Source organism: Agrobacterium larrymoorei, assembly GCF_013322225.1.
In the GTDB taxonomy this organism is placed as follows: domain Bacteria; phylum Pseudomonadota; class Alphaproteobacteria; order Rhizobiales; family Rhizobiaceae; genus Agrobacterium; species Agrobacterium larrymoorei_A.
Genome location: NZ_JAAMFB010000005.1, coordinates 118898 through 143943, shown reverse-complemented (window position 1 = coordinate 143943; position 25046 = coordinate 118898). Strand labels below are relative to the sequence as shown.

Below are 25046 nucleotides of genomic sequence, written 5' to 3'. Positions count from 1 at the left end.
CAACAGTCGCACTTGAAAGTTCAAGATGGCGCAGACACCGATACATCGCATGAAGCCCACTCTGGACAAGGATCTGGATAAGCTTACGCGTGTCGAGGAAGCCACGAACCATCTGACGCGCCGTCTGGTTGCTCCGGGCGCTGCCCTGCTGTTTCTTGTCACTGCGGCCCTTGTCGCCCTTGCCTATGCCGGAAACGCGCCGGGGGCAGCGAAAGTCCTCGCTGCATCGATCATCGGCGCATATATGGCGATGAATATCGGTGCAAAGGACGTGGCCAACAATGTCGGTCCCGCCGTGGGAGCGAAAGCCATGCCGATTGGCGTGGCGCTCGTCATCGCGGCGACTTTCGAGGTTCTCGGTGCGGTCATCACCGGCGGAAATGTCGTTGAGACGATTTCGCGTGGGATCATCAGCACTCAAACCATTCCCGATCCGACGATCTTTTCATGGGCGATGATGTCCGCCTTGCTGGCGGCGGGCCTGCTCGTCAACCTCTCCAGTCTTCTGAAAGCGCCAATCTCAACGACACATACCATCGTCGGCGGAGTGGCCGGCGCGGGCACGGCAGCTTACGGTTTTCGTGCGGTCGATTGGGGATCGCTGACGGGGATCGCACTCACATGGGTCGCCACGCCATTTATCAGCGCCATGTTCGCCATCATCTTCCTTGCCTTCATCAAGGAATTCATCATCTACCGGGATGACAAGATCAAGGCCGCGCAGATATGGGTGCCGGTGCTGATCGGCGTCATGAGCGGGGTCTTCACGGCCTATCTGATCCGGTTTGGCCTGCACCGCATCGTCGTCATATCGCTTGGCACTGCGTGCCTGACCGGCCTGACAGTCGGCATCATAAGCTGGCGTTTGTGCGTCCCGCTGATCCGCAGGCAGTCTCAGGGTCTGGAGAACCGGAACCAGTCATTGCGCCAGCTCTTCCAATGGCCGCTGATCCTTGCCGCAGCACTCATGTCTTTTGCGCATGGAGCCAACGATGTTTCCAATGCTATCGGTCCGGTGGTGGCCATCGTTCGAGCAACGCAGTTCGATATCATCGGTGAGGCAGCGCGCGCGCCGCAGTGGGTGATGCTGATCGGCGCATTCGGCCTTTCCTGCGGCATTCTGCTATTCGGCCCGCGCCTTATCCGGTTGGTGGGTGAGCAGATCACCAAGCTCAATCCCATACGGGCCTTTTGCGTTTCTGTTTCAACCGCCCTGACGGTGCTGGTGGCGTCGACTTTCGGAATGCCTGTCAGCACCACGCACACGGCTATCGGCGCGGTCTTCGGCGTCGGTTTTTTCCGTGAGTGGTACACCCAGAATGCCCGCAAGCGACAGGAGGCGATCCACGCTGGCGAGGGACCGGTGACGAGCAGCACTGCTTCATCGGATGAGTATGAAGAAAACTCTTCGGAGGTCCGTCGCCGCTATCTGGTGCGCCGGTCGCATTTCATGACGATCATCGCCGCATGGGCGATTACCGTTCCCTCGAGTGCAGCGCTTGCGGCGACCATTTATACGATTATGTATGCCCTGTTCGTGTAACTTCACCGAACGCCACCGGATTTCAGATTGAAGTAGTACCATGCGCGCCAATTTCCGAATGCAGAGACTGTTCATCGATCAGCCTCTTCGCCAAGCAGAGGCAGTCGAGGCCGATGGCGATCAGTTCAACTATCTCGCCAACGTGTTGCGCCTGACCGATGGCTCGGAAATATTGCTTTTCAACGGACGCGACGGCGAATGGAAAGCGCAGCTTACCTTTCCCAGCCGCAAGAAAATCCTTCTCGTCCCCGCCGAACAGACACGCCCGCAGCCGAATGTCTCCGACCTGCATTATCTGTTTGCGCCGCTGAAAGTGGGGCGGCTGGACTATCTGGTGCAGAAAGCCGTCGAGATGGGCGCTGGCGTTCTTCAGCCGGTGATGACCCAGCACGTGCAGGGCAAGATCACCAATATGGACAAACTTCGCGCCAATGTTATCGAAGCCGCCGAACAGTGCGGCATTCTCTGCGTACCGGAGGTTCGCGAGCCGGTGAAGCTGAGAGATTTGCTGGAAACATGGCCTGCCAACCGCCGTATCGTCTATTGCGACGAAGGCGATGAGGGGCAAAATCCCCTGCCCATTCTTGGAAAGATCAGTGAAAAGCAACTTGCGCTGCTCGTCGGTCCCGAAGGCGGATTTTCAGAAGAGGAGCGGCAGATTTTGCGCCAATGCAGCTTCGTGACCCCTATTCCGCTTGGCCCCCGCATCTTGAGGGCAGATACGGCGGCGGTGGCGGCTCTTACGGTCATTCAGTCCACTCTCGGCGATTGGAAATAGGCAGCGGTTTTATGTCGCCAGTGCGCAAATCCGCTGCGCTCAACTATGCTTAAAAGAAATTCATTTGCTTGTAGCGCTGCTCGGCCCTATCAGCGATTTCATCTACGCCGCGCACGGCATATTACGACAAGGTACTTTTCATGGCCCGCGATACGACCGACCAGACACCGATCTCTTCCGTTGAGGAACTGACAGATTATCTGGCGGGTGGCTGCAGACCGGCGGAGAAATTCCGCATCGGCACCGAGCATGAAAAATTCGCGTTTTTCCGCAAGGACAATTCGCCGGTTCCCTATTTCGGCGAGGCCAGCATCTCCGCGCTGTTGACCGGGATGCAGCAGAAGCTGGGCTGGGAGCCGATCATGGACGGCGACAACATCATCGGCCTTGGCGAACCTTCCGGCATGGGAGCGATTTCGATCGAACCAGGTGGCCAGTTCGAGCTTTCCGGCGCACCTCTCGAAAACCTGCACGAAACCTGCAAGGAATCGAACCAGCACTTGGCGGTGTTGCGTGAGATCGCGGAGCCGATGGGCATCCGCTTCCTCGGCGTCGGCGGAAGCCCGCTCTGGCGCCTCGATGAAACACCGAAGATGCCGAAGTCCCGATACGCCATCATGACCAACTACATGCCCAAGGTCGGCACCCAAGGTCTGGACATGATGTATCGCACCTGCACGATCCAGGTGAATCTCGACTTCTCTTCGGAAGCGGATATGCGCCGCAAGATGCGCGTGTCGATGAAGCTGCAATCGCTGGTAACAGCTCTGTTCGCCTCCTCGCCCTTTACCGAAGGCAAGCCGAATGGGCTGCTTTCCTGGCGTGGCGATATCTGGCGCGATACCGATAACAATCGCTCCGGCGTCCTGCCGTTCACCTTCGATGCCGATTTCGGTTTCAAGGATTATGTCGAGTGGGCGCTGGATGTGCCAATGTACTTCATCGTACGCGACGGCAAATACCGAGACTGTACCAACATCACCTTCCGCCAGTTCATGGGCGGCGCGTTGAAGGGCGAGATCGCCGACTGGCAGCCGAACCTCGGCGACTGGACGAACCATCTTTCTACGCTCTTCCCCGATGTCCGGCTCAAGCGTTTTCTGGAGATGCGTGGCGCGGACGGCGGTCCATGGCGTCGCATCTGTGCGCTTCCCGCATTCTGGGTCGGCCTGCTTTACGATGACGAAGCACTGACGGCGGCAGACGCCATGACCTCGGGCTGGACGTTCGAAGACGTTCTTGCGCTGCGCGATGCTGTACCGGTACAGGGCCTCAAGGCCTCCGTTGCTGGCCAGCCTCTGCTCGACATCGCCCGTGAAGTCGTCGCCATTTCGCGCACCGGTTTGCAGCGCCGTGCACGCCTCAATGGTGATGGTCAGGACGAAAGCGTGTTCCTCTCCCCGCTCCAAGAGGTTCTGGCGAAAAAGTCTACCTTGGCGGAGGATATGCTGTCTCTCTATCACGGTCGCTGGAACCAGTCGGTTCTGCCGGTCTTCGAAGAATATCAGTATTAAGAGCCCATAAAAAAGCCCGGTGCGGCTTGGGGCCGTTCACCGGGCAAAGGGCAGGGTTATTGGCAATCACCCTGCGGGGAAACTGGGTATTTCAAAAAGTACGTAGCTAAGCCTGCAATCAGTTCTTTCGTAAACCGATGAACCGGCTGCGAGCCCGCATCTGCGCGGAGCGCGCCAGATGGAGCGTCGGGTCTTCAAGAAGGCTCGTCTCGAAGGCATCCGTCACATCGGTTCGCAACAGGCCGATATCCGCCAGTTGCCAGTCATCCATCTCGTCAAGTTTGTTCGCAGCGATACGGTGGCGGACATTTCGCAGCAATCCGGCAAGAAGCTCGATACCCGATGCGGATACGCGTTTCCACGTCGCTGCACCCGGCGCTGTCAACTGCAATTCCATTTTCCGTTCTGCCGTGCGCATGACACTATCCCTTCGATAAGGCACGAGAAGAGTTGGCCTTTGCATTTTACACAAAGACCCGATGACGTTTGTGACAACCGCGTCCTGCCATCCGGCGCTTAGCGGAAAATCGTGGTTGATCGGTTGTTTCGAGCGTCAAAATGTCGCAACAGGATTGATCAGTCCAACGAATGTTTCTAATGTGAGTTATCAATAGCTCTTATGGATGACGTGCCATGACCGCACCACTCGACATCGATCAGCTTCATACCTTCATCGCCATCGTCGACACGGGCAGCTTTACCAAGGCTGCCGACCGGGTTTTCAAGACGCAATCGGCCGTTTCCATGCAGATGCGCAGGCTGGAGGAACGTCTTGGAAAGCAGCTCTTCGCCAAGGATGGCCGTGGCAACAGGCTGACTGCGGAAGGTGAAAAGCTGATGCATTATGCCCGCCGCATCATCCGCCTCAACAGTGAGGCCGTGGCCGCCTTCGATGACAACCGCCTGGAAGGGACATTGCGGATCGGGACGCCGGACGACTATGCCGACCGCTACATGCCGGAAATCATCGGGCGTTTCGCCAAGACCCACCCGAATGTCGAGCTCTATATCGTCTGCGAGCCTTCCGTCAGCCTTGCGGAAAAATTGACGCGCGGAGAGCTGGACATTGCGCTGGTAACCCACAACCCGCGCGCGCGCGCCTCCGATATCGTGCGAACGGAACCTCTTTGCTGGGTGGCATCGGCCAATCATCCACTGCGCGACGACGTGCCCGTGCCGCTTGCCGTCGGACGAAGGGATTGCCAGTGGCGGCAGCAGGCTGCCTCCGCGCTGGATGCCGATGGCCGCGAATATCAGGTGCTGTTCACGAGCTGGTCTTCCACCGTCATCGCCGCCGCCGTGCTGGCGGGCATGGCGGTTTCGGTCTTGCCGGAATCGACCCTGCGCACCGGCATGCGGGTCCTGACCGGCGCAGACGGATTTCCGCCCCTGCCCCCCGTTCAGATCGGCCTCATGAAGCGTCCGGGCCTTTCTCCCTCCCTGATGAACGCGATCACCGACCACATCACCGCATGTCTGGACAATATTTCGCTCGCTTCCCCGCCGGATGAGCTCGATGCGCAGATCAAGGTCTTCGCAAACATGCCACGCACAAAGACCGGCTATATGGCACCCGGCTGGTGATAAATTCCGCTTGCTATTTGGGGGATGATTGATAGGAAAATCCTATCATGATCACTCTCCGGCAAATGCGATACTTCGATGCCTTGGCCCGCACCCAGCACTTCGGCAGGGCGGCGGCGGAGGCGAATATCAGCCAGCCTGCGCTTTCCGTACAGATCATGGAGATGGAAGAGCATCTGAACGTGAAGTTGGTGGAACGCGGTCGTGGCGGTATCACCATCACGCCGAAGGGCGAAGAGGTGCTGCGCCATGCGAGAGCCATTCTGCTTGAAGTGGAACGGCTGGAGGAGACAGCGCGCAAAAGCGGACGTGCGCTGGAAGGTCTGGTGCGCATAGGCATAATCCCCACAATCGCGCCCTATCTCGTTCCGCAGCTGGTGCCGCACCTGCGTTCCCAACATCCCCTGATCGAAATAGAACTCAAGGAGGCGGTTACGGATCGCCTCGTCTCCGATCTCATCGCGCGGAAACTCGATGCCGTCATCGCCGCCATTCCGGTGGATGGCGAGGGACTTGAAGCCTGCCACCTCTTCACCGACCGTTTTTTTATGGCCACAGCCAGAAATGATGATGACATTCTCATCTCGCCAGTCGACGAGGGCCAGGTCGATATGGACCGTTTGTTGTTGCTGGAGGAAGGCCATTGCCTGCGCGATCAGGCACTTGCCGTTTGCGGCACGGCAGGCAAGCGCAGTCTTGTGAACTACGGCGCAACGTCCATGACGACGTTGCTGCAGATGGTTTCGCACGACATGGGCATGACGCTTATCCCGGAAATTGCCATCTCGACAGAAACGACCCGCAACAACCTGCGCATCGTTCCCTTTGCGGACCCGGCTCCTGCCCGCGAGATCGGCCTCGTTTGGCGCAAATCGAGCGCCCGCAAAGCCGATATCGAGGCGCTGGCGCAAGCCATCGCCAATTGCGCCAAACGGCGCTAGCTACGCGAGATATTTGCGGAAGAAATCGATCGTCCGGCCCCATGCAAGATCGGCAGCTGCTTTATCGTAACGCGCGCTGGAAGTATCGTTGTTGAAGGCGTGGTTCACACCGTCATAGACGAAAATCTCAAACGTCTTGCCGTCTGCTTCCAGTGCCTTGCGATAATCCGCGATGCCCGCATTGATCCGCTCATCGAGCCCAGCATAGTGGAGAAGCAAAGGCGCCTTTATTGCTGCGACATCGGCGGCTGGTGGCTGTGCGCCGTAGTAGGCGACGCCTGCGTTCAAGCCTTCCGACCTGGTTGCCAGCCGGTTGACGAGGCCGCCGCCCCAGCAGAAGCCGACCGCACCGACCTTGCCATTCGCACCATCGCGCTTGCTCAGCCAGATCCGGCTTGCTTCCGCATTGGCAACCGTGGCCGCCATGTCCATGCCGGTAAACATTTCCCGCGCCTTGTCTTCGTCCGAAGGCGTTCCGCCCTGCGGCGATAGGAAATCAGGAGCGAGCGCGACAAAACCCTCCAGCGCAACGCGGCGGGCCACATCCTTGATATGGTCGTTGAGGCCTCTGTTTTCGTGAATGACGATGACGGATCCGAGCGAGGCCGATGCGTTTTTCGGCACGGCCAGATAGCCCTTCATGTCGCCGCTGCCACCGGGATAGGTCACGTCTTGCGTTGACAGGCGCTCATCCGTTGCAGGCACCATTGCCGCCTGCGCGCCGTTTGCCGCCAAAAGCGGCGCAATGGCAGCCGCTGCAGCACCCGAACCTGCCAGCAGCGTCAGCTTTTCCATGAATTTCCGTCTATCGAGGCTCAAGTGCGTATACTCGTCATACGCATCGATCATGGCCTGCGTGATTTCCGTTTTGTCCGCCATTGCTTTCCTCCTCCAGAGATAAAAACAAGACGTAACGGCTGAAGACGACAAATGGCTGCGCAGGAAACTGCCAACTGGCACACTTTTACGTGAAGGGTAGACGCGATTATTCCAGCGCCAGCCAGATGGCCAGCCATGCCCACATCAAAACCAGAGCCGCGAATCCTGCGGCAAATGCCGGGGCGCGATAGCGCAGGCTCTTGCTGGTAACGTGTGCATAGGATTGCAGAAAGCGGGAGAACACGAATATCCAACCGAGGATGATCGTGACGATGTTGTCCGCATCGGTGATGTACAGCAGCAGGCAGGCCGCATGAAACAGAACCGGAATTTCAAACTGGTTGGCAATGTTCTTGTTCACCAGCTGGCTCTGAACGGCCTCCTCACCCGAATCGCGAAACTGTTTGAAAGTGTCCGCGTTGCTGAAGGTGAATTTCTTGCGACGTAGAAAAAGCAGGACATAGAGACCGAAGACCAAAAAAGCGTGGGCAATCATGGGCCAGAACATGGCGGTCGTCGGTGACATGGCATTCTCCTTATTCAACAAACAAGACGCTCCCCGAACGGGGGTTCGGAGAGCGTGAAATCGTCATTACCTTATCGACCCGAAGCGAAAGATCAAACCGCGCCGGGGTAATTCGGGCTTTCGCGTGTGATCGTCACGTCATGAGCGTGGCTTTCACGCAGGCCCGCGCCGGAAATGCGCACGAACGTCGCACGCTCCTGGAAATCCTTGATGGTCGCGCCGCCAACATAGCCCATCGCAGCCTTCAGGCCGCCTGCGAGCTGGTGGAGGACGCCGGATACCGGACCCTTGTAGGGAACCTGACCCTCGATGCCTTCCGGCACCAGCTTCAGCGTATCGCGCACTTCCGCCTGGAAGTAACGGTCTGCCGAGCCGCGTGCCATGGCCCCGACGGAACCCATGCCGCGATACGCCTTGAAGGAACGGCCCTGATAGAGGAACACTTCGCCGGGGCTTTCATCCGTACCGGCCAGCAGCGAGCCGATCATGACGGCGGATGCACCAGCAGCAATCGCCTTCGCCAAATCGCCGGAGAACTTGATACCGCCATCGGCGATAACCGGAATATCGGCTTCCTGCGCTGCTTGTACGGCTGACATGATGGCTGCCAGCTGCGGAACGCCCACACCTGCGACGATACGCGTGGTGCAGATCGAACCCGGGCCGATACCGACCTTGACGCCATCCGCGCCCGCATCGATCAGTGCCTTGGTGCCATCAGCGGTCGCCACGTTACCGGCTATGATGCGAACCGAGTTCGACATCTTCTTGACGTGCGTTACGGCATCGAGAACACGCTGTGAATGACCATGCGCCGTATCGACCACCAAAAGATCGACGCCGGCTTCGATCAGGCGCTCGGCACGCTCGATGGCGTCGGCGCCAACGCTGATTGCGGCAGCGGCGCGAAGGCGGCCCTGTGCATCCTTCGTGGCATTCGGGTTGAGCTGCGACTTTTCCATGTCCTTGACGGTGATGAGGCCGACGCAATTGCCCTTGCCATCGACGACGAGCAGCTTTTCGATGCGATGCTTGTGCAGAAGGCGGCGTGCTTCCTGCTGATCGACGCTGCTTTCCTTGACGGTGATGAGGTTTTCGCGCGTCATCAGCTCGTAAATCTTCTGGGCCGGATCGGAAGCGAAGCGAACGTCGCGGTTGGTGAGAATGCCCACCAGACGGCCCGACTTGTGACCACCAGCGCCGCCGTTTTCAACGACCGGAATGCCGGAAATACCATGCGCCTTCATCAGCGCCTGTGCTTCTGCAAGCGTTGCGTCGGGGCCGATTGTCACAGGGTTGACGACCATGCCGCTTTCGAATTTCTTGACCTGGCGAACTTCCTCAGCCTGCTCGATGGGCGTGAGGTTGCGGTGAATGACGCCGATGCCACCAGCCTGCGCCATGGCAATCGCCAGGCGGCCTTCGGTCACAGTGTCCATGGCAGACGAAAGAATTGGCAGGTTCAGCTCGATATCGCGGGCAATGCGTGTTGCGATGTTCGTCTGGCCGGGCATGACTTCGGAGTGCCCTGGCTGGAGAAGCACATCGTCGAACGTCAGAGCGTCGAGACCGGTGGGAGTTTCAATGATGCGAGCCATGGCCAAATTCCTTTAATTTGAAAATGCATGGCCCACCCGGAACGAAAGTTCACCCCGGCGGCCCTGCAAAGGATTGCTTGGAAGTTGGCGAGGGCTGGTAACACGGTTATGACAGGAAGGGAATAGAAAAAACCCGGAAAAGCCTTCCGGGTTTTGATGTGTTGTCGCGATACAGCAGTATCAGATATCGAATTGATAGGACTTCGGCACGAAGCGGTAGCCGGTATCGAGCTTCTCCGCATATCCAACAGACGGGAACGGCATGTGATAACCGAGGAAAGCGACGCGGTCGGTGGCGATCATGTCGAACACCTTTTTGCGGCTTGCGGCGGCGGCGGCTTTGTCCATGTCGAAACGCACTTCCCATTCCGGTCTTTGCAGCGAAAGGACGTAATGGTTCGCCGTATCGGCCGTGAGAACCAGTTCCTTGCCTTCCGATTCAGCACGGAAGATCATGTGCCCGGGGGAGTGTCCAAAGGCGGCCATAGCGGTGATGCCGGGAACGACTTCCGCGCCATCGCCGATGAAAGTTGTTTTCTCGGCCAAAGGCTTCACACTCGCCAGCACGCCCTTGTGGCCGTTTTCTGCCGGTGTACCGACGCGCTTCTCATCCGTCCAGAAGTCGTATTCCGCCTGTCCCATGACATAACGCGCCTTGGAGAATGCTGGCTTGCCCTTCTCCATCAGGCCGCCAATATGGTCGCCATGCATATGGGTCAGCACAACCACGGTCACGTCGTCCGGCGTATAACCTGCGGCAGCAAGCCCTTCGATAAGTCGCCCGTTGCCAGCTTCGCGACCGCCTTCGCCAAAGCCCGTATCGAACAGCACGAGGTCCGTTCCCGTGTTGATGAGAGCTGGCGAGAAGCTGTTGACGAACTCCTCTTTCGGAAGGAAATTCTGCTCCAGAAGCTCGCCGACAGCTTCGGCGCTCTGGTTGGTGCCGAAGGTTTCCTGCGGCTTGCCCGACGGTCTTGCGCCATCCTTGACGACAAGGACCTCGAAATTGCCGAGCTTGAAGCGGTTGGTTTCCGGTGGCATGACGTGGTCGACCTCCATGGATGTCTGCGGTTGCGCCTGTTGGGCGAACGCCGTTCCCCGCAATACGAAGGGGGCGGCAAGTGCGCCAATGCCTGCGGTGGCAAACAGGCCGCGTCTGTTGGTGCGAAAGAAACTGGTCATGAAACTCTCCAACGTTGATGGATCGATGTTGAAATCAATATCATCAGCATAGCATTGGAAAGACTTGGAAAAGCGGCCTCACACAGACGTGATCTCACGGGCCGAATCTAACCTGCTCCTTCGGGAGCCTACCTAATTTAGAATATTGCCAAAAGTTTAGTTGGCAATCCGTGCCGGCAGGCGTAGGTAAAACAGGTTCCCTTCCGGCAAAAGCGCGCAGCCGCAAAGTTTTCATGAACCGCATCATTCCGCTCATACTGGCTGTGGCCCTTTTCATGGAGCAGATGGACTCCACCGTTATCGCCACATCCTTGCCCGCAATCGCGAAAGATCTGAATGTCGGGCCGATTACGCTGAAACTGGCGCTGACCTCCTACATGGTGGCTCTGGCGATCTTCATTCCCATAAGCGGCTGGATGGCGGACAAGTTCGGCGCAAAGAAAATCTTCCGTTTCGCCATCGCCATTTTCGTCGTCGGCTCCATCTGCTGCGCCTTTTCCGCTTCGGTGGTGGAGTTCGTGGTCTCGCGCTTTTTTCAGGGAATGGGCGGCGCGATGATGACGCCTGTCGGGCGTCTGGTGCTGCTGCGGACGACGAAGCGCAGCGATCTCGTTTCCGCCATGGCCCTGCTGACGATCCCCGGGCTCGTCGGCCCGCTGACCGGTCCGCCCATCGGCGGCTTCATCACCACCTACTTCTCATGGCACTGGATTTTCCTGATCAACGTGCCGATCGGTTTGATCGGCATATGGCTTGCGACCATCAACCTGCCGGAGATCGAAACGACCAATCCGCCGCGGCTGGATACGGTCGGCTTCGTGCTTTCAGGCGTCGCAGCCTCAGGGGTCGTCTTCGGTCTCTCCGTCGTCAGCTTGCCTGCCCTTCCGCCCGTTGTCGGTATCACCTCAACGATCCTCGGCATTATCAGCGGCCTTTGTTACATTCGACACGCCAAGCTCCATCCAGCGCCCATACTTGATTTCAGGATATTTCGAAACGCGACGTTCAGGGCTGCCTCCATCGGCGGCACGATCTTCCGTATTTCGACGGGCGCAATACCCTTCCTCATGCCGCTGATGTTGCAGATAGGCTTTGGGCTCAACCCTTTTCAGTCGGGCATGATCACCTTTGCAGGTGCGATAGGTGCGATCACCACGAAATTTTTTGCCAGACGCGTCTTTGCCGCAACCGGGTTCAAAAGCATATTGATCGGTGCGGGCATCGTAGGTGCATTCACCACCTTCGCCAACGGCTTCTTCACGCCGAATACGCCCTATGCGGTGATCATGATCTTTCTTGTCACGGCAGGGTTTGCGCGTTCATTCTTCTTCACGGGAACAAATGCGCTCAGCTATTCAGACATAGACGACAGGCAGGCGAGCCAGGCAACTTCGATGGCGTCCGTGCTACAACAGATCAGCCTTGCGCTCGGCGTCGCATTTGCAGCCTCCATCCTTGAGGTCAGCAGCTACTTTTCGGGCGAGCATCTTCAGCTTTCGGACTTCCATACAGCCTTCATGATCGTGGCGGGCGTGTCGCTGCTGGCAATTCTGCCACTCATCGCCATGGATCGCAGCGCCGGCGCCGCCGTGTCGGGACATCGACGCAAGATCGCCGATGACGAGGCGTCCCAGGCGGCGGAGTAGAGATAGCTATTCTTCTGCTTCGACAGCGATCTCTTTTTTACGACCCTTGAAGTGCTTGGCGAGCAGGAACATCTCCACCGATTCCGAACGTGACGAAGCAGGCTTGATATGGATGACCTGCTTGAAGTTCTGCTTGAGCATATCCAGCAGTGTCTTTTCCGTGCCGCCCTGGAAGGTTTTGGCCAGGAAATGCCCGCCCTCCGCCAGAACCTGCACGGCGAAATCCGCCGCAACTTCGCACAGATGCATGGTGCGAATATGGTCGGTCTTCTGGTGGCCGGTGGTCGGCGCCGCCATATCGGACAGCACGAGATCCGGCGTGCCGCCGACCGCTTCCATCAGCTTGTCAGGCGCTGTCGGATCGAGAAAGTCCAGTTGCAGGATTTTAACGCCGGGAATCGGATCAAGCTCGAGGAAATCGATAGCCGCGACGCGGATATCGTCTTCGGTCGAATCCGTAACCTTGGCGGCGATCTGGGACCAGCTGCCCGGTGCTGCACCAAGGTCGATGATGCGGCGGGCATCCTTCAGGATCTGATGCTTGTCGTTGATTTCGAGAAGCTTAAATGCCGCCCGGGCACGATAGCCTTCCAGCTTGGCGCGCTGCACATAAGGATCGTTGATATGACGCTCCAGCCAGCGGCGCGACGAAGCCTTCAGCTTCGTCTTCTTCACCTTCTGGCCGATCTTGCGTCCTGTACGGTTCGTACTTGTGGGCGCCTTGCTCATATCAACCCTTCCGCTCTACCCTGCCATGCGTCTGGGCACGGCGTATCTTGTTGCGACGCCATGCGCCATCGTCAGCCATCATATCCGTCAGCAGGCCCTCGCGAAGCCCCCTATCCGCCACGCGCATGCGTCGCGCGGGCCAGCGCCTGCGGATCGCTTCGAGAATGGCGCAACCCGCCAGAACAAGATCCGCACGGTCCGGCCCGATGCAGGCGTTTGCCGCCCTACCCGCGAAATCCCAGGCCAGCAGCTTGCTTTGCATTGCGGTCACTTCCGCATCCGACAACCACAGTCCGTCGACCTTGCGACGATCATAGCGGGGCAAATCGAGATGCACGCCTGCAAGCGTCGTGACCGTACCGGATGTTCCGATGAGGTGAAAATCCTCATTGGGAACATGGCCGTTTATCGGTGGGCAGTGAAACGCATTCAGCAGCCCCTCTACCTCGTCGACCATGGCCGCGAAGATTTCCGGCGTCACGTCTTTACCGCCGTGACGTTCCGACAACGTGACGACGCCGACCGGCAGGGACGTCCAGTGTGTGATGTGGTTGGCCAAACGGTTCGAACGGTTTTCGCCAACGCGAATGACCGCGATCTCCGAGGAGCCGCCGCCGATATCGAACAGTACCACCGAACGCGTTTCCCGCCCGACCAGCGACGAGCAGCCCGATACGGCAAGGCGCGCTTCCGTTTCCCGGCTGATGATTTCCAGCTGGAGTCCGGTTTCGCGCGTCACACGGTCGAGAAACTCCTCGCCATTGGTAGCAGCACGGCAGGCCTCGGTTGCGATCAGACGCATGCGACGGATTGGGCGGCCCGAGAGTTTCGACGCGCAGATGCGGAGCGCCTCGATGGCACGATCCATGGCGTCGTCGGACAGGCGACCGGTCGATACCAGTCCCTCCCCCAACCGCACGATGCGCGAGAAAGCATCCACCACCCGGAACTGACCGGGCCGTGTCGGCTGCGCGATCAACAGGCGGCAGTTGTTCGTACCAAGATCGAGCGCGGCGTACATATCCGTACTGCCATCGAACGCGTCTCGAGCCGAAGGATATTTTGCCTGAAATGTGCTTTGCTGATCGCCACCGACGGATGTGGATGTCGAAGAACCGTTCTGCCTGGCGGCGGGTCTCGGCGCATGGCTTGGAACCAGCGGCCGACCCTGAGGATCGCGATGGCCACCGCGCTTGCGGTTTCTCGCCTTCCTTTTGCCCGCAGGCAAATGGTCCGGTCGCGGAGCGGGACCCTGTTTCGGATTATCAACAATAGCCGCGGCGGCCGCAACTGCGGGCTGCTGTTGCCCGCCACCTTGACCACGCGAGCGCCTGCGGCGCTTTCGCTTGCGCTGCTCCGAGCCGGGCTCGAGATTGCCTGAGGGATTGGAATCCACCTGGGAATCGGCGACATGAAGCTGTGGCGAAGCAGAAGCGGGGCGGTTGCTGCCACCTCGTTTGCCCTTGCCACGACGGGAACGCTTCGCTTTCCCTTTTTCTGCCGCCGACGCCCCTGATTCCGGCGGCTTAGCGCCGCTGCCGGGGTCGATCACTGTCTTATCCATTCCGCCGCGCAAAAGCCCGAAGGCATGCCGCTGGCGTCCATAAAGGTTACGTTGGGCAGACCATACCAGTCCGTCGCATTTTAGCCAACCGATTTTTGGGGTAACGGAAATCGAGGTCACAGCGCATGCCAGCGGACATAAGCAGTGTCTTGTCATCCAGAAAGGCTTGGAAATGAAGCAAAGCTTCTCTTCTCCCCGTCAGTCTAGTGACTGATATGACTTACGGGGAGAAGAGAATGGTACGGTTGAGTGGGGTCGAACCACCGACCTCAGGTGCCACAAACCTGCGCTCTAACCAACTGAGCTACAACCGCACAAGCGACGTTTCGGCGTCACGGGGGCTCACATACGGGGAGTTTTTCCCTTTTGCAAGTCCTTCGGCAATTTTTGCCAAAAAACCTCTGGAAAGCAAGTCTGTTTTAGCCGCTTGAAAGAACGACCCCATCAAAGCAGTGGATGGCGCAGACGACAGCAGCCCCGGCAATTGCAAAACGTCCTGGTCGCCGTCAAGATTGCATCTCAGGGCGTGGGGTTTCCATGTTAACTGTGTTTGGCAATTCCGGTGAGGGAATATGGACGCGGACGCCCTGTGAAGTTATTTAAGATTCTGTTAACGTCAAGCCGATGCAGGCTGTTGCGCCTCATGAGGAGGCCCTACGGCAGCGAAGGTCAGGAAGTGCCAGAATAGGTTCCGACATGCCCGCCGTTCAATATCCGTTTATCGACATTGCAGTGCATGAGCGCGTGCGGGAAAAGTTCGCAGGCGGCGAAGCCATGGCGCTATTTTCCATGGACCTGACGGCGGCGTTGTGGGCGAACGGGCGCGGAGCTGCGTTGTTCGGCACACCGTTGATCTATGATTTTCTGGAGCGCGGCCCTTCGCGTCAGGACGTTACCTTCCGCCAGCTCGCCGGTGCTGCATCACGCCTGCAACATCCCGGCGATCGCCAGTCGTTCACTATTCGCGTTCTTTCCGGCTTCAGAAGCATCGCCGTGCCAGCCATAGCGGAAGTGATCGAAGCGGAGTCAGGTCAGCCAGCCGTTCTGTTTTCCGCCGCGCTGGACCAGAGCGCCTTGTCGCTCAAGGCGCGCGCGCAGCGGATGATCGAAGGCTTCGACGACGCCGATATTCACATGGCCGTGCTGGACGGAAACAGCGAGATCATCGCCGCCTCGGACGGTTTTGCGGTTCTCGGCATCACCCCGCAAACGACGAGAACGCTGGTTTCTATGGCGTCGCGGCACCCCGGAAAACTGGTGAAGCGCCCCGTTCCCGCGGGCAAAGGGTATCTCCCGGCAGCAACCGGGCAGCTCTCGCAAAATCCTGCGCTCAATCTCCTCTTCGTGGTCGAAACCGTGCTCGGCACGCTCGACCCATCTCACGATTTCGCGGAGCCTGTTGCGGAACGGCAGGCAGTTGTTGCGCCAGCCGATGAGATCGTCGAGCCTTCTTCGACCTCTTCCGAACAGAAATATGCCAGCGTGCTCGATGCCGTCGCCGAGATCGAGGAAGTTGCGGAGCCGGACGAGATCGATGCAGAGCTCGATACTGCCGGGAGCACGGAAACCTCACATATCCAACCTGCAATGAGCCAACCCATCGCAGAGATGGAAGAGGAATCTCAGCCAGAGGACGAGGCTGCTGCTGCGGTGGAAGAAGATGCAACGCCGTTTACGGGTGAAGCTGAACCTGCCGCTGCATTGGAAGCAGACGCACCTGAGGATGAAGAGCCGGAACTGCCGCTCGAGACACAGCCTTTTGCATCTGCGGCAGACCAGTCTCCGCCCGAACCCGAGACTGACCAGACGTCTTCGGTCGAAGCCATAGACTTCGTATTCAACCCCAACGGTCGTGCCTCCCGTTTTGTCTGGAAGATCGATTCGACCGGACACTTCAGTTCCATTTCCCATGAGTTTGCCGGGGCGGTCGGACCCAAGGCGGCAGCGGTCGAAGGCATGAGCTTTGCCGATCTGGCCGCTCTGTTCAATCTCGATCCGGACGGAAAGATCACCGAGCTCCTGAATCGTCGCGATACGTGGTCGGGCAAGACCATTTTCTGGCCGGTCGAAGGCACGTCGCTGGTGGTGCCGATCGATCTTGCTGCCCTTCCGACCTATACCCGAACCCGTGAATTCGATGGTTTTCGTGGTTTCGGTATCGTGCGGATTGCGGATGCCGTGGAAGACCCGAACGCCGTCGGTCTGGCTTTGAGCGGCGGCGGAAAGATTTCGGAAGAGGTTCAAGAGCTTTCCGAAGTGCAGCGTGCCGAAGACGAAACAATGCTGTTTTCGCTGCCCGACGACGAAGAGCAACTCACCACGCACGCGCAGGAAGAGCTGCTAGACGCCGCGGATATCCACACCCCGGATGAGGCCAAGCCAGGCAAGCAGGAGCCGACGCGCAGCTATGAACCGCCAGAGCACGAGGTTCCGGCTCTGAAGATTACCGAAACGCCCGGACGTCGATACTCCGACAAGGTCGTGCAGTTCGATGAACATCGCGCTCGAAATCGCGATGGGCTGAGCGCCAGCGAACAGGCGGCGTTTCAGGAAATCGGACGCGCGCTGAAGCCTGCGGATACCTCCGGGGAGACGCCCAAGGCGGCTGAAGAGAGCGCAACATCTTCCGAAACGAAGGTGACGGATGGGATCACAGCACCTGTAGAAACCGAGGCAGCGACAGAACCCTTCGTTGAAGACGATGCTACAGAAGACACGACGGATACTGCCGTAGAGCCATTCTTGAAAAATTCTGGCGCGACGGCAGAGCCTGTTACGAACGCCACCGCAACGGAGTTGGAAGCCGAGACAGTGTCTGAGGCAGAGCTGAGCGTCGATACAACGGGGGACATCGATGAAGACGCCTTTGCCGACTATACCCGTGGCGATGAGCTGGTAGCCTTCACCCATCTGACCGCCGCTAATCGCGAGACCGGCGATCTGGATGATGGCGCTGAGGAAGCGACCCCCGAGCATGGTCCGACCTTAAAAACACCCGGCGCGCGTTTTTCCGCCAATCTGACAGCTGAGACCATCGACCAGATGCCCGTGGCGCTGCTGATCCACAGTGGCGACAGGCTGATCCATGCCAACCCGGAATTCCTTCGCCTGACGGGCTATGTCAGCACACAGGATCTGGAAGAGGTGGGCGGGCTCGACGCCCTGCTGCAACGCGACGAACTGGAAGCTGCCACGGACCGCACTGGCGGAATGATTGCCGTGACTGCCGAGAACGATCTGGTGCCTGTGCGCGCAAAGCTTCAGTCCGTGCATTGGGAAGACACCAGTGCGCTGATGCTGTCACTGATCCCGACCGAAGCGAATATAGCTGCCAGCGAAGATGTAGAGACATCAACAGACGATGCTGGTGTTTCGCAGATGAGAGGCGAGATCGAAGAACTGCATTCCATTCTCGAAACCGCGACAGACGGTGTGGTTCTGCTGGGTGAGGATGGAACGATCCGGTCGCTGAACCGTTCTGCCAGCGCTCTGTTCAACTATGACAATCGCGAAATCGCCAACAAGCCGTTCGTCACGCTTTTTGCGCATGAAAGCCAGCGTGCCGTGCTGGACTACCTCTCCGGTCTTGCCAATAACGGCGTCGCCAGTGTGCTGAACGATGGTCGCGAGGTGATCGGTCGCGAGGCATCCGGTGGCTTCCTGCCGCTGTTCATGACCATCGGCAGGCTGAAATCCACCAATGGATATTGCGCCGTCATACGCGATATTACCCAGTGGAAGCGTACCGAAGAGGACTTGCGCAATGCCAAGCGGGCGGCGGAAACGGCGAATGCCCACAAGACGGATTTCCTCGCCCGCGTCAGCCACGAAATCCGCACGCCGCTGAATGCAATCATCGGCTTTGCAGACATGATGGCGACCGAGCGTTTCGGCCCGGTCGGAAACCCGCGCTATATCGAATATTCGAACGATATCGTGCGCTCCGGTCGCCATGTGCTGGATATCGTCAACGACCTGCTCGACATTTCCAAGATCGAAGCGGGGCAGATGGATGTGGATTTCAAGGCGGTCGCCTTGAACGAAACCATCGCGGAAGCCGTCTCCATCGTACAGCCGCAGGCGAACAATCAGCGCGTCATCATCCGTACGGCGCTATCGCAATCCGTACCGCAGATCGTTGCCGATCTTCGCTCGATCAAGCAGATCATGCTCAACATCCTGTCCAACGCCATCAAGTTCACGCCGTCTGGCGGTCAGATCGTGGTTTCAACGGCCTATGAACCGAACGGCAGTGTGACGCTTCGCATCCGCGATACAGGCATCGGCATGACCCGCTCTGAGCTTGAGCAGGCGATGAAGCCGTTCCGGCAGGTTTCCGCGTCCAGCAGCCGGGTGCGCGGCGATGGCACGGGTCTTGGGCTGCCGCTGACAAAGGCGATGGTCGACGCAAACCGTGCCAACTTCGCCATCACCTCCACACCGAACGAAGGAACATTGGTGGAAATCAGCTTTCCGTCGCAACGCGTCCTTGCGAACTGACCCCTTGCGGGATTAGCAATACCAACGTGGCCTGCCGCGCGGGCCACGGAGGATTCTCGCAGTGCAGCCATCCAGCCATTCCCTTACCGCCTCCGTTCTGAGAAAGCCTACCATTTCGCGGCTTTCCCTTGTGGCGGTCCTGTTCTGCGCGCTGATTTCGATGCCGCTGATCGCTATCTTCGTGATTGCAGCGACGGGCGGGACAAGCGGCTGGCAGCATCTGCTGGTCAACGTCCTGCCACGCTCCGGCGGGCAGACGCTTTTGCTGCTTGTGATGACAGGTGCGATGGCAGTGTTTTTCGGGGTGGCTACTGCATGGCTTGTAAGCGCGTTCGAGTTTCCCGGCCGCCGTCTGCTCTCTTTCGCGCTGGTGCTGCCGCTTGCCATCCCCTCTTATCTCGCGGCTTATGCCTTCGGTGAGTTTCTTGACTTCACGGGGCCGGTACAAAGTGGTCTGCGCGCGCTCTTCGGATATCAGAGCATACGCGATTACTGGTTCCCGGATATCCGCTCGCTGGGCGGAGCGGTGCTGGTGCTTGGCTCGGTGCTCTACCCTTATGTCTACCTTTCGGCACGTGCCGCTTTCGGCTTGCAAGGCCGTTTCGCTGCGGAGGCGGCAAGGACACTTGGCGCAGGCCCATGGCGCATCTTTACGTCGGTGCAACTGCCCATGGCCCGTCCTGCCATCATCATCGGACTTGCGCTGGTGCTGATGGAGACGCTGAACGATATCGGTGCAGTGGAATATCTTGGCGTTCACACACTGACCTTCACCATCTACGAGACCTGGCTCAATCGCGGCAATCTTGCCGGTGCAACACAGATCGCGGCGATCCTCGTCATCGTCGTCGCCTGCCTGATCATGACGGAGCGCAAGGCGCGCAGCCAGCAGCGCTTCGGCTCTACCAAAGCCACGTCTATGGCGCAGAGTATTACCAGAACACGCTTGCCCGGATGGCGTGGACTGCTGGCGACAGGGTTTTGCGGCCTGCCAGTCCTGTCAGGCTTTGCCATTCCCGTTCTCGTTCTCGGTTCCTACGCCGCCAAACGCCTTGGTGCGATTACCGACCCAAGACTGCTGAAAGCGGTCGGTCACAGTCTCGAGATTTCCTTGACCGTTGCGCTGCTGACCCTGTTCGGTGGATTTCTGTTCGCATACGTGCAGCGCACAAACCCGTCCCCGGCCATGCGCACCGCGATCCGGCTCGCCTCGCTGGGATACGGAATTCCCGGCACGGTGCTGGCAATCGGCGTACTGTTACCGCTTGCAGGTTTCGACAATGCGCTGGACGGGTTCTTCCGCGCACATCTGAATTATTCGACGGGGCTGCTGCTGACCGGAACGGCAATTGCCGTCATCTATGCCCACAGCGTGCGCTTCATGACCCTTGCGGAAGGTTCCGTCGACGCAGCCTTCCAGAAGCTTTCGCCCCATCTGGATATGGCTTCGAGAACGCTTGGGCGAACACGCTTTCAAACCCTAACCAGCGTATTGCTGCCGAACATTCGTCCAGCCGTGATCACCGCATCGCTTCTCGTCTTCATCGAGTCGCTGAAAGAGCTACCGGCCACGATCATGCTGCGACCCTTCAGCTTCAACACGCTGGCGACGTTGGTTTACGAAAGCGCATCACGCTCGCGCGTGCAGGATGCCGCACTCCCCGCGCTGATCATCATCGCCGCCGGACTTGTTCCGGTGGTTCTCGTATCCCGGTCGCTCGACCACGAAAAAAAAGGCAGCTAACGCTGCCTTTGAAATTGTGCTTATCAACGAGAGTTAAGAACTAAAATACATCATGTCTTTTTGGAGCCACCGGCCCAAGTCATCCTCTCATTGGATGAACCCACGTTGGGAATACATTTGAAGAACTGGATTTAACAACAGGTTAACACCCAGTTCGACCATTCAGGGGCAATAAATCCTAGTCTGGTCCACCGTCATCCTGCGATGAACAGCTCAGCCCTTGGCGGCGGCCTGCTCGTCGCGCATGCGCTGAAGCTCGGTGCGTTTCGAGGCGATGGAGGCGCAGATGACGCCGACCGTCACCAGTGCAATCAGGATCGTGCAGATGGCGTTGATCTCGGGTGTCACGCCGAGCCGCACCTGCGAATAGATCTTGATCGGCAAGGTCGTGGCCCCCGGTCCGGTCGTGAAGCTGGCAATGACCAGATCGTCCAGCGACAGCGAAAAGGCTAGCATCCAACCCGCGACCACTGCGGGCAGAATGAGCGGTAACGTAATGCGGAAGAAGGTCTTGACCGGCGGGCACCCGAGATCGAGCGCCGCCTCCTCCAGGCTGCGATCGAAGGTGAGCAGCCGCGACTGCACGACTATGGCGACGTAGCACATGGTGAAAGTGGTGTGTGCGATGACCACCGTCCAGAAACCGCGATCCACACCGATGGAAACGAACAGCAGCAGCAGGGAAAGTCCCGTGATGACTTCCGGCATGACGAGCGGCGCATAGATCATGCCGGAAAACAGCATGCGGCCCGGAAAGCGCATGAAACGGGTCAGCGATAGTGCGGCGAGCGTGCCGAGGATGGTACCGATGGTGGCACTGAGGATCGCGACGCGCACCGTGATCCATGCCGCATCCATTAGTCCCTGATTGGACCACATCGACTGGTACCATTGCAGGGAAAAACCTCCCCAAACCGTTACCAGCTTGGACGCATTGAATGAGTAGACCACCAGAATGATGATGGGAATGTAGAGAAAGGCAAAGCCCAGCGTCAGAACGGTGGTGTCGAATTTACCGCGTTTCATGGCCTCACCCCACCTTCTTCTGCTGGTTCTGAAAGATGGCGATAGGCACCACAAGCAGCAGCAGCAATAGTACCGCGACGGCAGAGGCCAGCGGCCAGTCCCGGTTGCCGAAGAACTCCGTCCACAAGGTCTTGCCAATCATCAACGTCTGCGCGCCGCCCAGCAAATCGGGAATGACGAATTCACCCGTGATCGGAATGAAGCAGATCATCGAACCCGCGATGACGCCCGGAAGCGACAGCGGGAATGTGATTTTCCAGAAGGCTTTCCATGGCGTGCAGCCGAGATCGGCAGCGGCTTCCAGAAGCGTATTATCCAGCTTTTCCAAAGCGGCATAAAGCGGCAGCACCATGAAGGGCAGGTAGGAATAGACCATGCCGATGAAGACGGAGACCTCTGTGCGGAAGATATTCACCTGCTGGTCCGGTCCGAGAAGACCTATCGTTTGGAACAGCACGGTCAGCAGACCTTCGGGCTTGAGGATGCCGATCCAGGCATAGACGCGGATCAGGAACGAGGTCCAGAACGGGAGAATAACCAGCATCACCAGCGTCGGGCGAATGGTGCTCGGTGCCCGCGCCATGGCAAGCGCCATGGGGTAGCCGATCAAAAGCAGCAGCACTGTCGAAATGAAGGCGATGCGCAGCGACGAGAGGTATGCTTCGATGTAAAGCGGGTCTTCCGTCAGGAAGAGATAATTCTCGAAATCCAGTTGCGAAAAGAATTCGCCGATACGGCTGAAACCCTCGAACACCGGCACATAAGGCGGCATGGCGATGGCCGTATCCGACAGCGAAATTTTCAGGATGATGAAGAAGGGCGCAGCGAAAAACAGCAGCAGCCACAGATAGGGCACTGCCACGACCAGCCACCGGGTCGGGCTCTGGCGGTTTTCAGGAGACGAGATCGCCATGTGTCACTCTCCTTATCGGGTCAGAACCAGACCGGAATCGGCTTTCCAGTTCAACCAAACCATATCGCCGAAGGTGATCGGGCGGTCTACGAGACGCGAAACGTTTGCCTGTGCTGCGCGCATGATGCGGCCATCATCCAGCTTGACGATAAAGACCGAGAAATCCCCAAGATAACCGATATCCCAGACCTCGCCATGAGCCACATTCATCGATGGATCGGCGGGCGGATCGAGCGAGATACGCACTTTTTCCGGGCGGATCGCAAATGCGACCTGGCTTCCAACGCTTGCCGCGCAATCCTGCTCGACCGTAACAGTGAGCCCTCCGCAATCCAGCACGATGCCTGCAGGCTTACCCTCTGCTGGCGTTTTTTCCTTGATGGTTGCCTCGAATATGTTGATGTCGCCGATGAAATCCGCCACGTAGCGGCTGTTCGGGGCTTCGTAGATTTCCGCAGGCGTCGCCACCTGAACCACAATGCCCTTATCCATCACCGCGATACGATCAGAGACCGTCATTGCTTCCTCCTGATCGTGGGTGACGATGAGGAAGGTCAGGCCCAGCGTCTGCTGAAGGTCCATGAGTTCGAACTGGGTTTCCTCGCGCAGCTTCTTGTCCAGCGCGCCGAGCGGTTCGTCCAACAGCAAAACCTTGGGGCGTTTCGCCAGCGAGCGGGCAAGCGCCACGCGTTGACGCTGACCGCCGGAAAGCTGGCTCGGCTTGCGCTTGGCAAACTCGGTAAGCTTCACCAGACGCAGCATTTCCTCGACGCGGGTGGCAATATCGGCTTTCGGAAGATTGTCCTGTTCGAGACCGAAAGCGATGTTTTTCTCCACCGACATATGCGGGAACAGCGCGTAGGACTGAAACATCATGTTGGTGGGCCGTTTGTAGGGCGGTACACCTGAAATATCCTTGCCTTGCAGGAGAATGCGGCCTTCTGTCGGCTCTTCGAAGCCGGCCAGCATGCGCATGAGGGTCGTTTTGCCGCAGCCGGAAGGACCTAGCAGCGAGAAGAACTCGCGCTCATAAATGTCCAGCATCAGATTATCGACAGCGGTGAAATCGCCGAATTTCTTGGTGACATTTTCGAAGCGGATAAAGGGAACCGCAGAGGGATCGGTCCAAGGAGAGAACTTACGTTTTACCGGACCCAGTGATTTCGCCATGACCTGCCCTGTTTGCTTGCGAAGAATGCCGAACGAAAAAGGGGCAGGTGTTACCGCCTGCCCCTCGTTTCACACCGGTCAGCTACCGGTTTTTATCTGGGTCCAGACACGGTTCAAAACACGCTGTTCCTTCGGTCCGTAAGGCGAAATGGTGAAGAGCTTCTTCATCGTCGCCTCGTCCGGATAAACCGCCGGGTTCTTGGAAACAGCCTCATCCATCAATGGCTGTGAAGCGAGATTGCCGTTGGCGTACTGAACGTAATCGGACGCCTTGGCGATGACGTCCGGCTTCATCAGATAGTTGATAAAAGCATGGGCTTCATCGACATTCTTTGCGTCCGCAGGGATCGCAAGGTTGTCGAACCACATATAGGTGCCTTCCTTCGGGATGACGTAGTTCACCTCGACGCCGTTCTTGGCTTCTTCGGCACGGGTCTTGGCTTGAAGAATATCGCCCGACCAGCCGATCGAGATGCAGCTGTCGCCATTGGCAAGCTCATCGATGTAGGCCGACGAGTTGAATGTTTTTACCGAAGGACGAATGGCTTTGTAGACGTCACCGCCCGCTTCCAGATCGGCGGTTTCCTTGCTGTCAGGATTCTTGCCGATGTAGTTCATGGCGATCGCGAATGTCTCGTCCGAAGCGTCGAGAATATTGATGCCGCAGGACTTCAGCTTCTCGGCATTTTCCGGTTTGAAGAGAATGTCCCAGCTATCGATCTTCACGTCACCCAGAGCAGCTTTGACCTTGGCGACGTTGTAACCGATGCCGGTGGTGCCCCACATGTAGTTGACGGCATATTCATTGCCGGGATCGTATTTGGCCAGACGCTCGGTGACTTCCGGCCACATGTTCTTAAGGTTCGGCAGCTTGGACTTGTCCAGCTTCTGGAACACGCCCGCCTGAATCTGGCGCGCGAGGAACGGCGCCGTCGGGACCACGACGTCATAGCCGGAGTTACCCGCAAGAAGCTTGGTTTCCACCACTTCATTGCTGTCGAACACGTCGTAGACGACTTTGATGCCGGTTTCCTTGGTAAAGTCGGCAAGGACGGACTCGTCGATATAATCGGACCAGTTATAGACGTGAACGACCTTTTCCTGCGCAAACGCAGTACCGGCAGCCAGTGCAGCCGCAGCAAATGCCAGGCTGAAACGAAGCGAACGATATCTCATGATCTCTCCTGATTTGAGCGCAGGGTGGGAAAT

19 protein-coding genes and 1 tRNA gene are annotated in these 25046 nt (G+C 58.3%); 8 read left to right on the top strand and 12 right to left on the bottom strand.

All coding sequences use genetic code 11. The annotated features are described in order from the left end of the window. Nucleotides 1-25: 25 nt before the first annotated feature. The 3 genes from G6L28_RS02295 (at nt 26) to G6L28_RS02285 (ending at nt 3835) form a co-directional block, all read left to right on the top strand. A complete protein-coding gene (locus G6L28_RS02295) occupies nt 26-1543 on the top strand; it encodes an inorganic phosphate transporter (protein WP_174062161.1) in 1518 nt (505 codons plus the stop codon). 40 nt (nt 1544-1583) lie between these two features. After that, nucleotides 1584-2321: a 16S rRNA (uracil(1498)-N(3))-methyltransferase gene (locus G6L28_RS02290; protein ID WP_174062160.1), complete on the top strand. Its 738-nt coding sequence runs from the start codon at nt 1584-1586 to the stop codon at nt 2319-2321. 140 nt (nt 2322-2461) lie between these two features. Beyond that, the gene (locus tag G6L28_RS02285; protein WP_174062159.1) at nt 2462-3835 is read left to right on the top strand and encodes a glutamate--cysteine ligase; all 1374 of its coding nucleotides are present in this window, start codon (nt 2462-2464) and stop codon (nt 3833-3835) included. A 118-nt stretch (nt 3836-3953) separates the two neighbouring features. Here the strand turns inward: G6L28_RS02285 and G6L28_RS02280 are convergent, their stop codons facing one another. After that, nucleotides 3954-4253 (bottom strand): DUF1127 domain-containing protein, encoded by a 300-nt coding sequence (locus G6L28_RS02280; RefSeq protein WP_174062158.1) that lies wholly within the window; start codon nt 4251-4253, stop codon nt 3954-3956. Between the two features lie 215 nt (nt 4254-4468). Here G6L28_RS02280 and G6L28_RS02275 point away from each other — a divergent pair, with 215 nt between their 5' ends. Both G6L28_RS02275 and G6L28_RS02270 read left to right on the top strand, forming a co-directional pair. Then, nucleotides 4469-5419 (top strand): LysR substrate-binding domain-containing protein, encoded by a 951-nt coding sequence (locus G6L28_RS02275; protein WP_174062157.1) that lies wholly within the window; start codon nt 4469-4471, stop codon nt 5417-5419. A gap of 47 nt (nt 5420-5466) precedes the next feature. Further along, nucleotides 5467-6360 carry a hydrogen peroxide-inducible genes activator gene (locus G6L28_RS02270; RefSeq protein WP_174062156.1) on the top strand — a complete coding sequence of 298 codons (894 nt, stop codon included), beginning with the start codon at nt 5467-5469 and terminating at the stop codon, nt 6358-6360. Here G6L28_RS02270 and G6L28_RS02265 read toward each other — a convergent pair whose 3' ends face one another. From G6L28_RS02265 to G6L28_RS02250, 4 genes are all read right to left on the bottom strand, one after another. Further along, a complete protein-coding gene (locus tag G6L28_RS02265) occupies nt 6361-7239 on the bottom strand; it encodes a dienelactone hydrolase family protein (RefSeq protein ID WP_174062155.1) in 879 nt (292 codons plus the stop codon). 106 nt (nt 7240-7345) lie between these two features. Continuing rightward, nucleotides 7346-7765 carry an MAPEG family protein gene (locus G6L28_RS02260; RefSeq protein WP_234902440.1) on the bottom strand — a complete coding sequence of 140 codons (420 nt, stop codon included), beginning with the start codon at nt 7763-7765 and terminating at the stop codon, nt 7346-7348. A 92-nt stretch (nt 7766-7857) separates the two neighbouring features. Beyond that, nucleotides 7858-9363 carry an IMP dehydrogenase gene (gene guaB, locus G6L28_RS02255; RefSeq protein WP_174062154.1) on the bottom strand — a complete coding sequence of 502 codons (1506 nt, stop codon included), beginning with the start codon at nt 9361-9363 and terminating at the stop codon, nt 7858-7860. 180 nt (nt 9364-9543) lie between these two features. Beyond that, a complete protein-coding gene (locus G6L28_RS02250; protein ID WP_174062153.1) occupies nt 9544-10545 on the bottom strand; it encodes an MBL fold metallo-hydrolase in 1002 nt (333 codons plus the stop codon). A 233-nt stretch (nt 10546-10778) separates the two neighbouring features. Here G6L28_RS02250 and G6L28_RS02245 point away from each other — a divergent pair, with 233 nt between their 5' ends. Continuing rightward, nucleotides 10779-12191 carry an MDR family MFS transporter gene (locus tag G6L28_RS02245; RefSeq protein WP_174062152.1) on the top strand — a complete coding sequence of 471 codons (1413 nt, stop codon included), beginning with the start codon at nt 10779-10781 and terminating at the stop codon, nt 12189-12191. Nucleotides 12192-12197: 6 nt separating this feature from the next. On the opposite strand, the gene G6L28_RS02240 is transcribed toward G6L28_RS02245, so the two are convergent. The 3 genes from G6L28_RS02240 to G6L28_RS02230 all read right to left on the bottom strand — a co-directional run bounded on the left by G6L28_RS02240 (nt 12198) and on the right by G6L28_RS02230 (nt 14798). Further along, entirely contained in the window at nt 12198-12920 is a 723-nt protein-coding gene (locus G6L28_RS02240; RefSeq protein WP_174062151.1) for an RlmE family RNA methyltransferase, read from the bottom strand. A 1-nt stretch (nt 12921) separates the two neighbouring features. Beyond that, a complete protein-coding gene (locus G6L28_RS02235; RefSeq protein WP_234902439.1) occupies nt 12922-14484 on the bottom strand; it encodes a Ppx/GppA phosphatase family protein in 1563 nt (520 codons plus the stop codon). 237 nt (nt 14485-14721) lie between these two features. Further along, nucleotides 14722-14798: transfer RNA gene (locus tag G6L28_RS02230), tRNA-His, on the bottom strand. Between the two features lie 382 nt (nt 14799-15180). Here G6L28_RS02230 and G6L28_RS02225 point away from each other — a divergent pair. Both G6L28_RS02225 and G6L28_RS02220 read left to right on the top strand, forming a co-directional pair. After that, entirely contained in the window at nt 15181-18984 is a 3804-nt protein-coding gene (locus G6L28_RS02225; protein WP_174062149.1) for a PAS domain-containing sensor histidine kinase, read from the top strand. 160 nt (nt 18985-19144) lie between these two features. Then, a complete protein-coding gene (locus G6L28_RS02220) occupies nt 19145-20728 on the top strand; it encodes an ABC transporter permease (protein ID WP_174062214.1) in 1584 nt (527 codons plus the stop codon). Between the two features lie 213 nt (nt 20729-20941). On the opposite strand, the gene G6L28_RS02215 is transcribed toward G6L28_RS02220, so the two are convergent. From G6L28_RS02215 to G6L28_RS02200, 4 genes are all read right to left on the bottom strand, one after another. Continuing rightward, a complete protein-coding gene (locus G6L28_RS02215; protein ID WP_174062148.1) occupies nt 20942-21754 on the bottom strand; it encodes an ABC transporter permease in 813 nt (270 codons plus the stop codon). A 4-nt stretch (nt 21755-21758) separates the two neighbouring features. Next, a complete protein-coding gene (locus G6L28_RS02210) occupies nt 21759-22667 on the bottom strand; it encodes an ABC transporter permease subunit (protein ID WP_174062147.1) in 909 nt (302 codons plus the stop codon). A gap of 12 nt (nt 22668-22679) precedes the next feature. Beyond that, nucleotides 22680-23837, bottom strand: coding sequence for an ABC transporter ATP-binding protein (locus tag G6L28_RS02205; RefSeq protein ID WP_174062146.1), 1158 nt, complete (start codon nt 23835-23837; stop codon nt 22680-22682). Nucleotides 23838-23915: 78 nt separating this feature from the next. Then, on the bottom strand, nt 23916-25013 hold the full coding sequence (locus G6L28_RS02200; RefSeq protein WP_174062145.1) for a polyamine ABC transporter substrate-binding protein: 1098 nt from the start codon (nt 25011-25013) through the stop codon (nt 23916-23918). Between the last annotated feature and the right edge of the window lie 33 nt (nt 25014-25046).

Excerpts from the sequence above, each read along its gene's own strand:
- G6L28_RS02295 (WP_174062161.1), top strand. The coding sequence starts at position 26 with ATGGCGCAGACACCGATACATCGCATGAAGCCCACTCTGGACAAGGAT.
- G6L28_RS02290 (WP_174062160.1), top strand. The coding sequence starts at position 1,584 with ATGCGCGCCAATTTCCGAATGCAGAGACTGTTCATCGATCAGCCTCTT.
- G6L28_RS02285 (WP_174062159.1), top strand. The coding sequence starts at position 2,462 with ATGGCCCGCGATACGACCGACCAGACACCGATCTCTTCCGTTGAGGAA.
- G6L28_RS02280 (WP_174062158.1), bottom strand. The coding sequence starts at position 4,253 with ATGCGCACGGCAGAACGGAAAATGGAATTGCAGTTGACAGCGCCGGGT.
- G6L28_RS02275 (WP_174062157.1), top strand. The coding sequence starts at position 4,469 with ATGACCGCACCACTCGACATCGATCAGCTTCATACCTTCATCGCCATC.
- G6L28_RS02270 (WP_174062156.1), top strand. The coding sequence starts at position 5,467 with ATGATCACTCTCCGGCAAATGCGATACTTCGATGCCTTGGCCCGCACC.
- G6L28_RS02265 (WP_174062155.1), bottom strand. The coding sequence starts at position 7,239 with ATGGCGGACAAAACGGAAATCACGCAGGCCATGATCGATGCGTATGAC.
- G6L28_RS02260 (WP_234902440.1), bottom strand. The coding sequence starts at position 7,765 with ATGTCACCGACGACCGCCATGTTCTGGCCCATGATTGCCCACGCTTTT.
- guaB (WP_174062154.1), bottom strand. The coding sequence starts at position 9,363 with ATGGCTCGCATCATTGAAACTCCCACCGGTCTCGACGCTCTGACGTTC.
- G6L28_RS02250 (WP_174062153.1), bottom strand. The coding sequence starts at position 10,545 with ATGACCAGTTTCTTTCGCACCAACAGACGCGGCCTGTTTGCCACCGCA.
- G6L28_RS02245 (WP_174062152.1), top strand. The coding sequence starts at position 10,779 with ATGAACCGCATCATTCCGCTCATACTGGCTGTGGCCCTTTTCATGGAG.
- G6L28_RS02240 (WP_174062151.1), bottom strand. The coding sequence starts at position 12,920 with ATGAGCAAGGCGCCCACAAGTACGAACCGTACAGGACGCAAGATCGGC.
- G6L28_RS02235 (WP_234902439.1), bottom strand. The coding sequence starts at position 14,484 with ATGGATAAGACAGTGATCGACCCCGGCAGCGGCGCTAAGCCGCCGGAA.
- G6L28_RS02225 (WP_174062149.1), top strand. The coding sequence starts at position 15,181 with ATGCCCGCCGTTCAATATCCGTTTATCGACATTGCAGTGCATGAGCGC.
- G6L28_RS02220 (WP_174062214.1), top strand. The coding sequence starts at position 19,145 with ATGCCGCTGATCGCTATCTTCGTGATTGCAGCGACGGGCGGGACAAGC.
- G6L28_RS02215 (WP_174062148.1), bottom strand. The coding sequence starts at position 21,754 with ATGAAACGCGGTAAATTCGACACCACCGTTCTGACGCTGGGCTTTGCC.
- G6L28_RS02210 (WP_174062147.1), bottom strand. The coding sequence starts at position 22,667 with ATGGCGATCTCGTCTCCTGAAAACCGCCAGAGCCCGACCCGGTGGCTG.
- G6L28_RS02205 (WP_174062146.1), bottom strand. The coding sequence starts at position 23,837 with ATGGCGAAATCACTGGGTCCGGTAAAACGTAAGTTCTCTCCTTGGACC.
- G6L28_RS02200 (WP_174062145.1), bottom strand. The coding sequence starts at position 25,013 with ATGAGATATCGTTCGCTTCGTTTCAGCCTGGCATTTGCTGCGGCTGCA.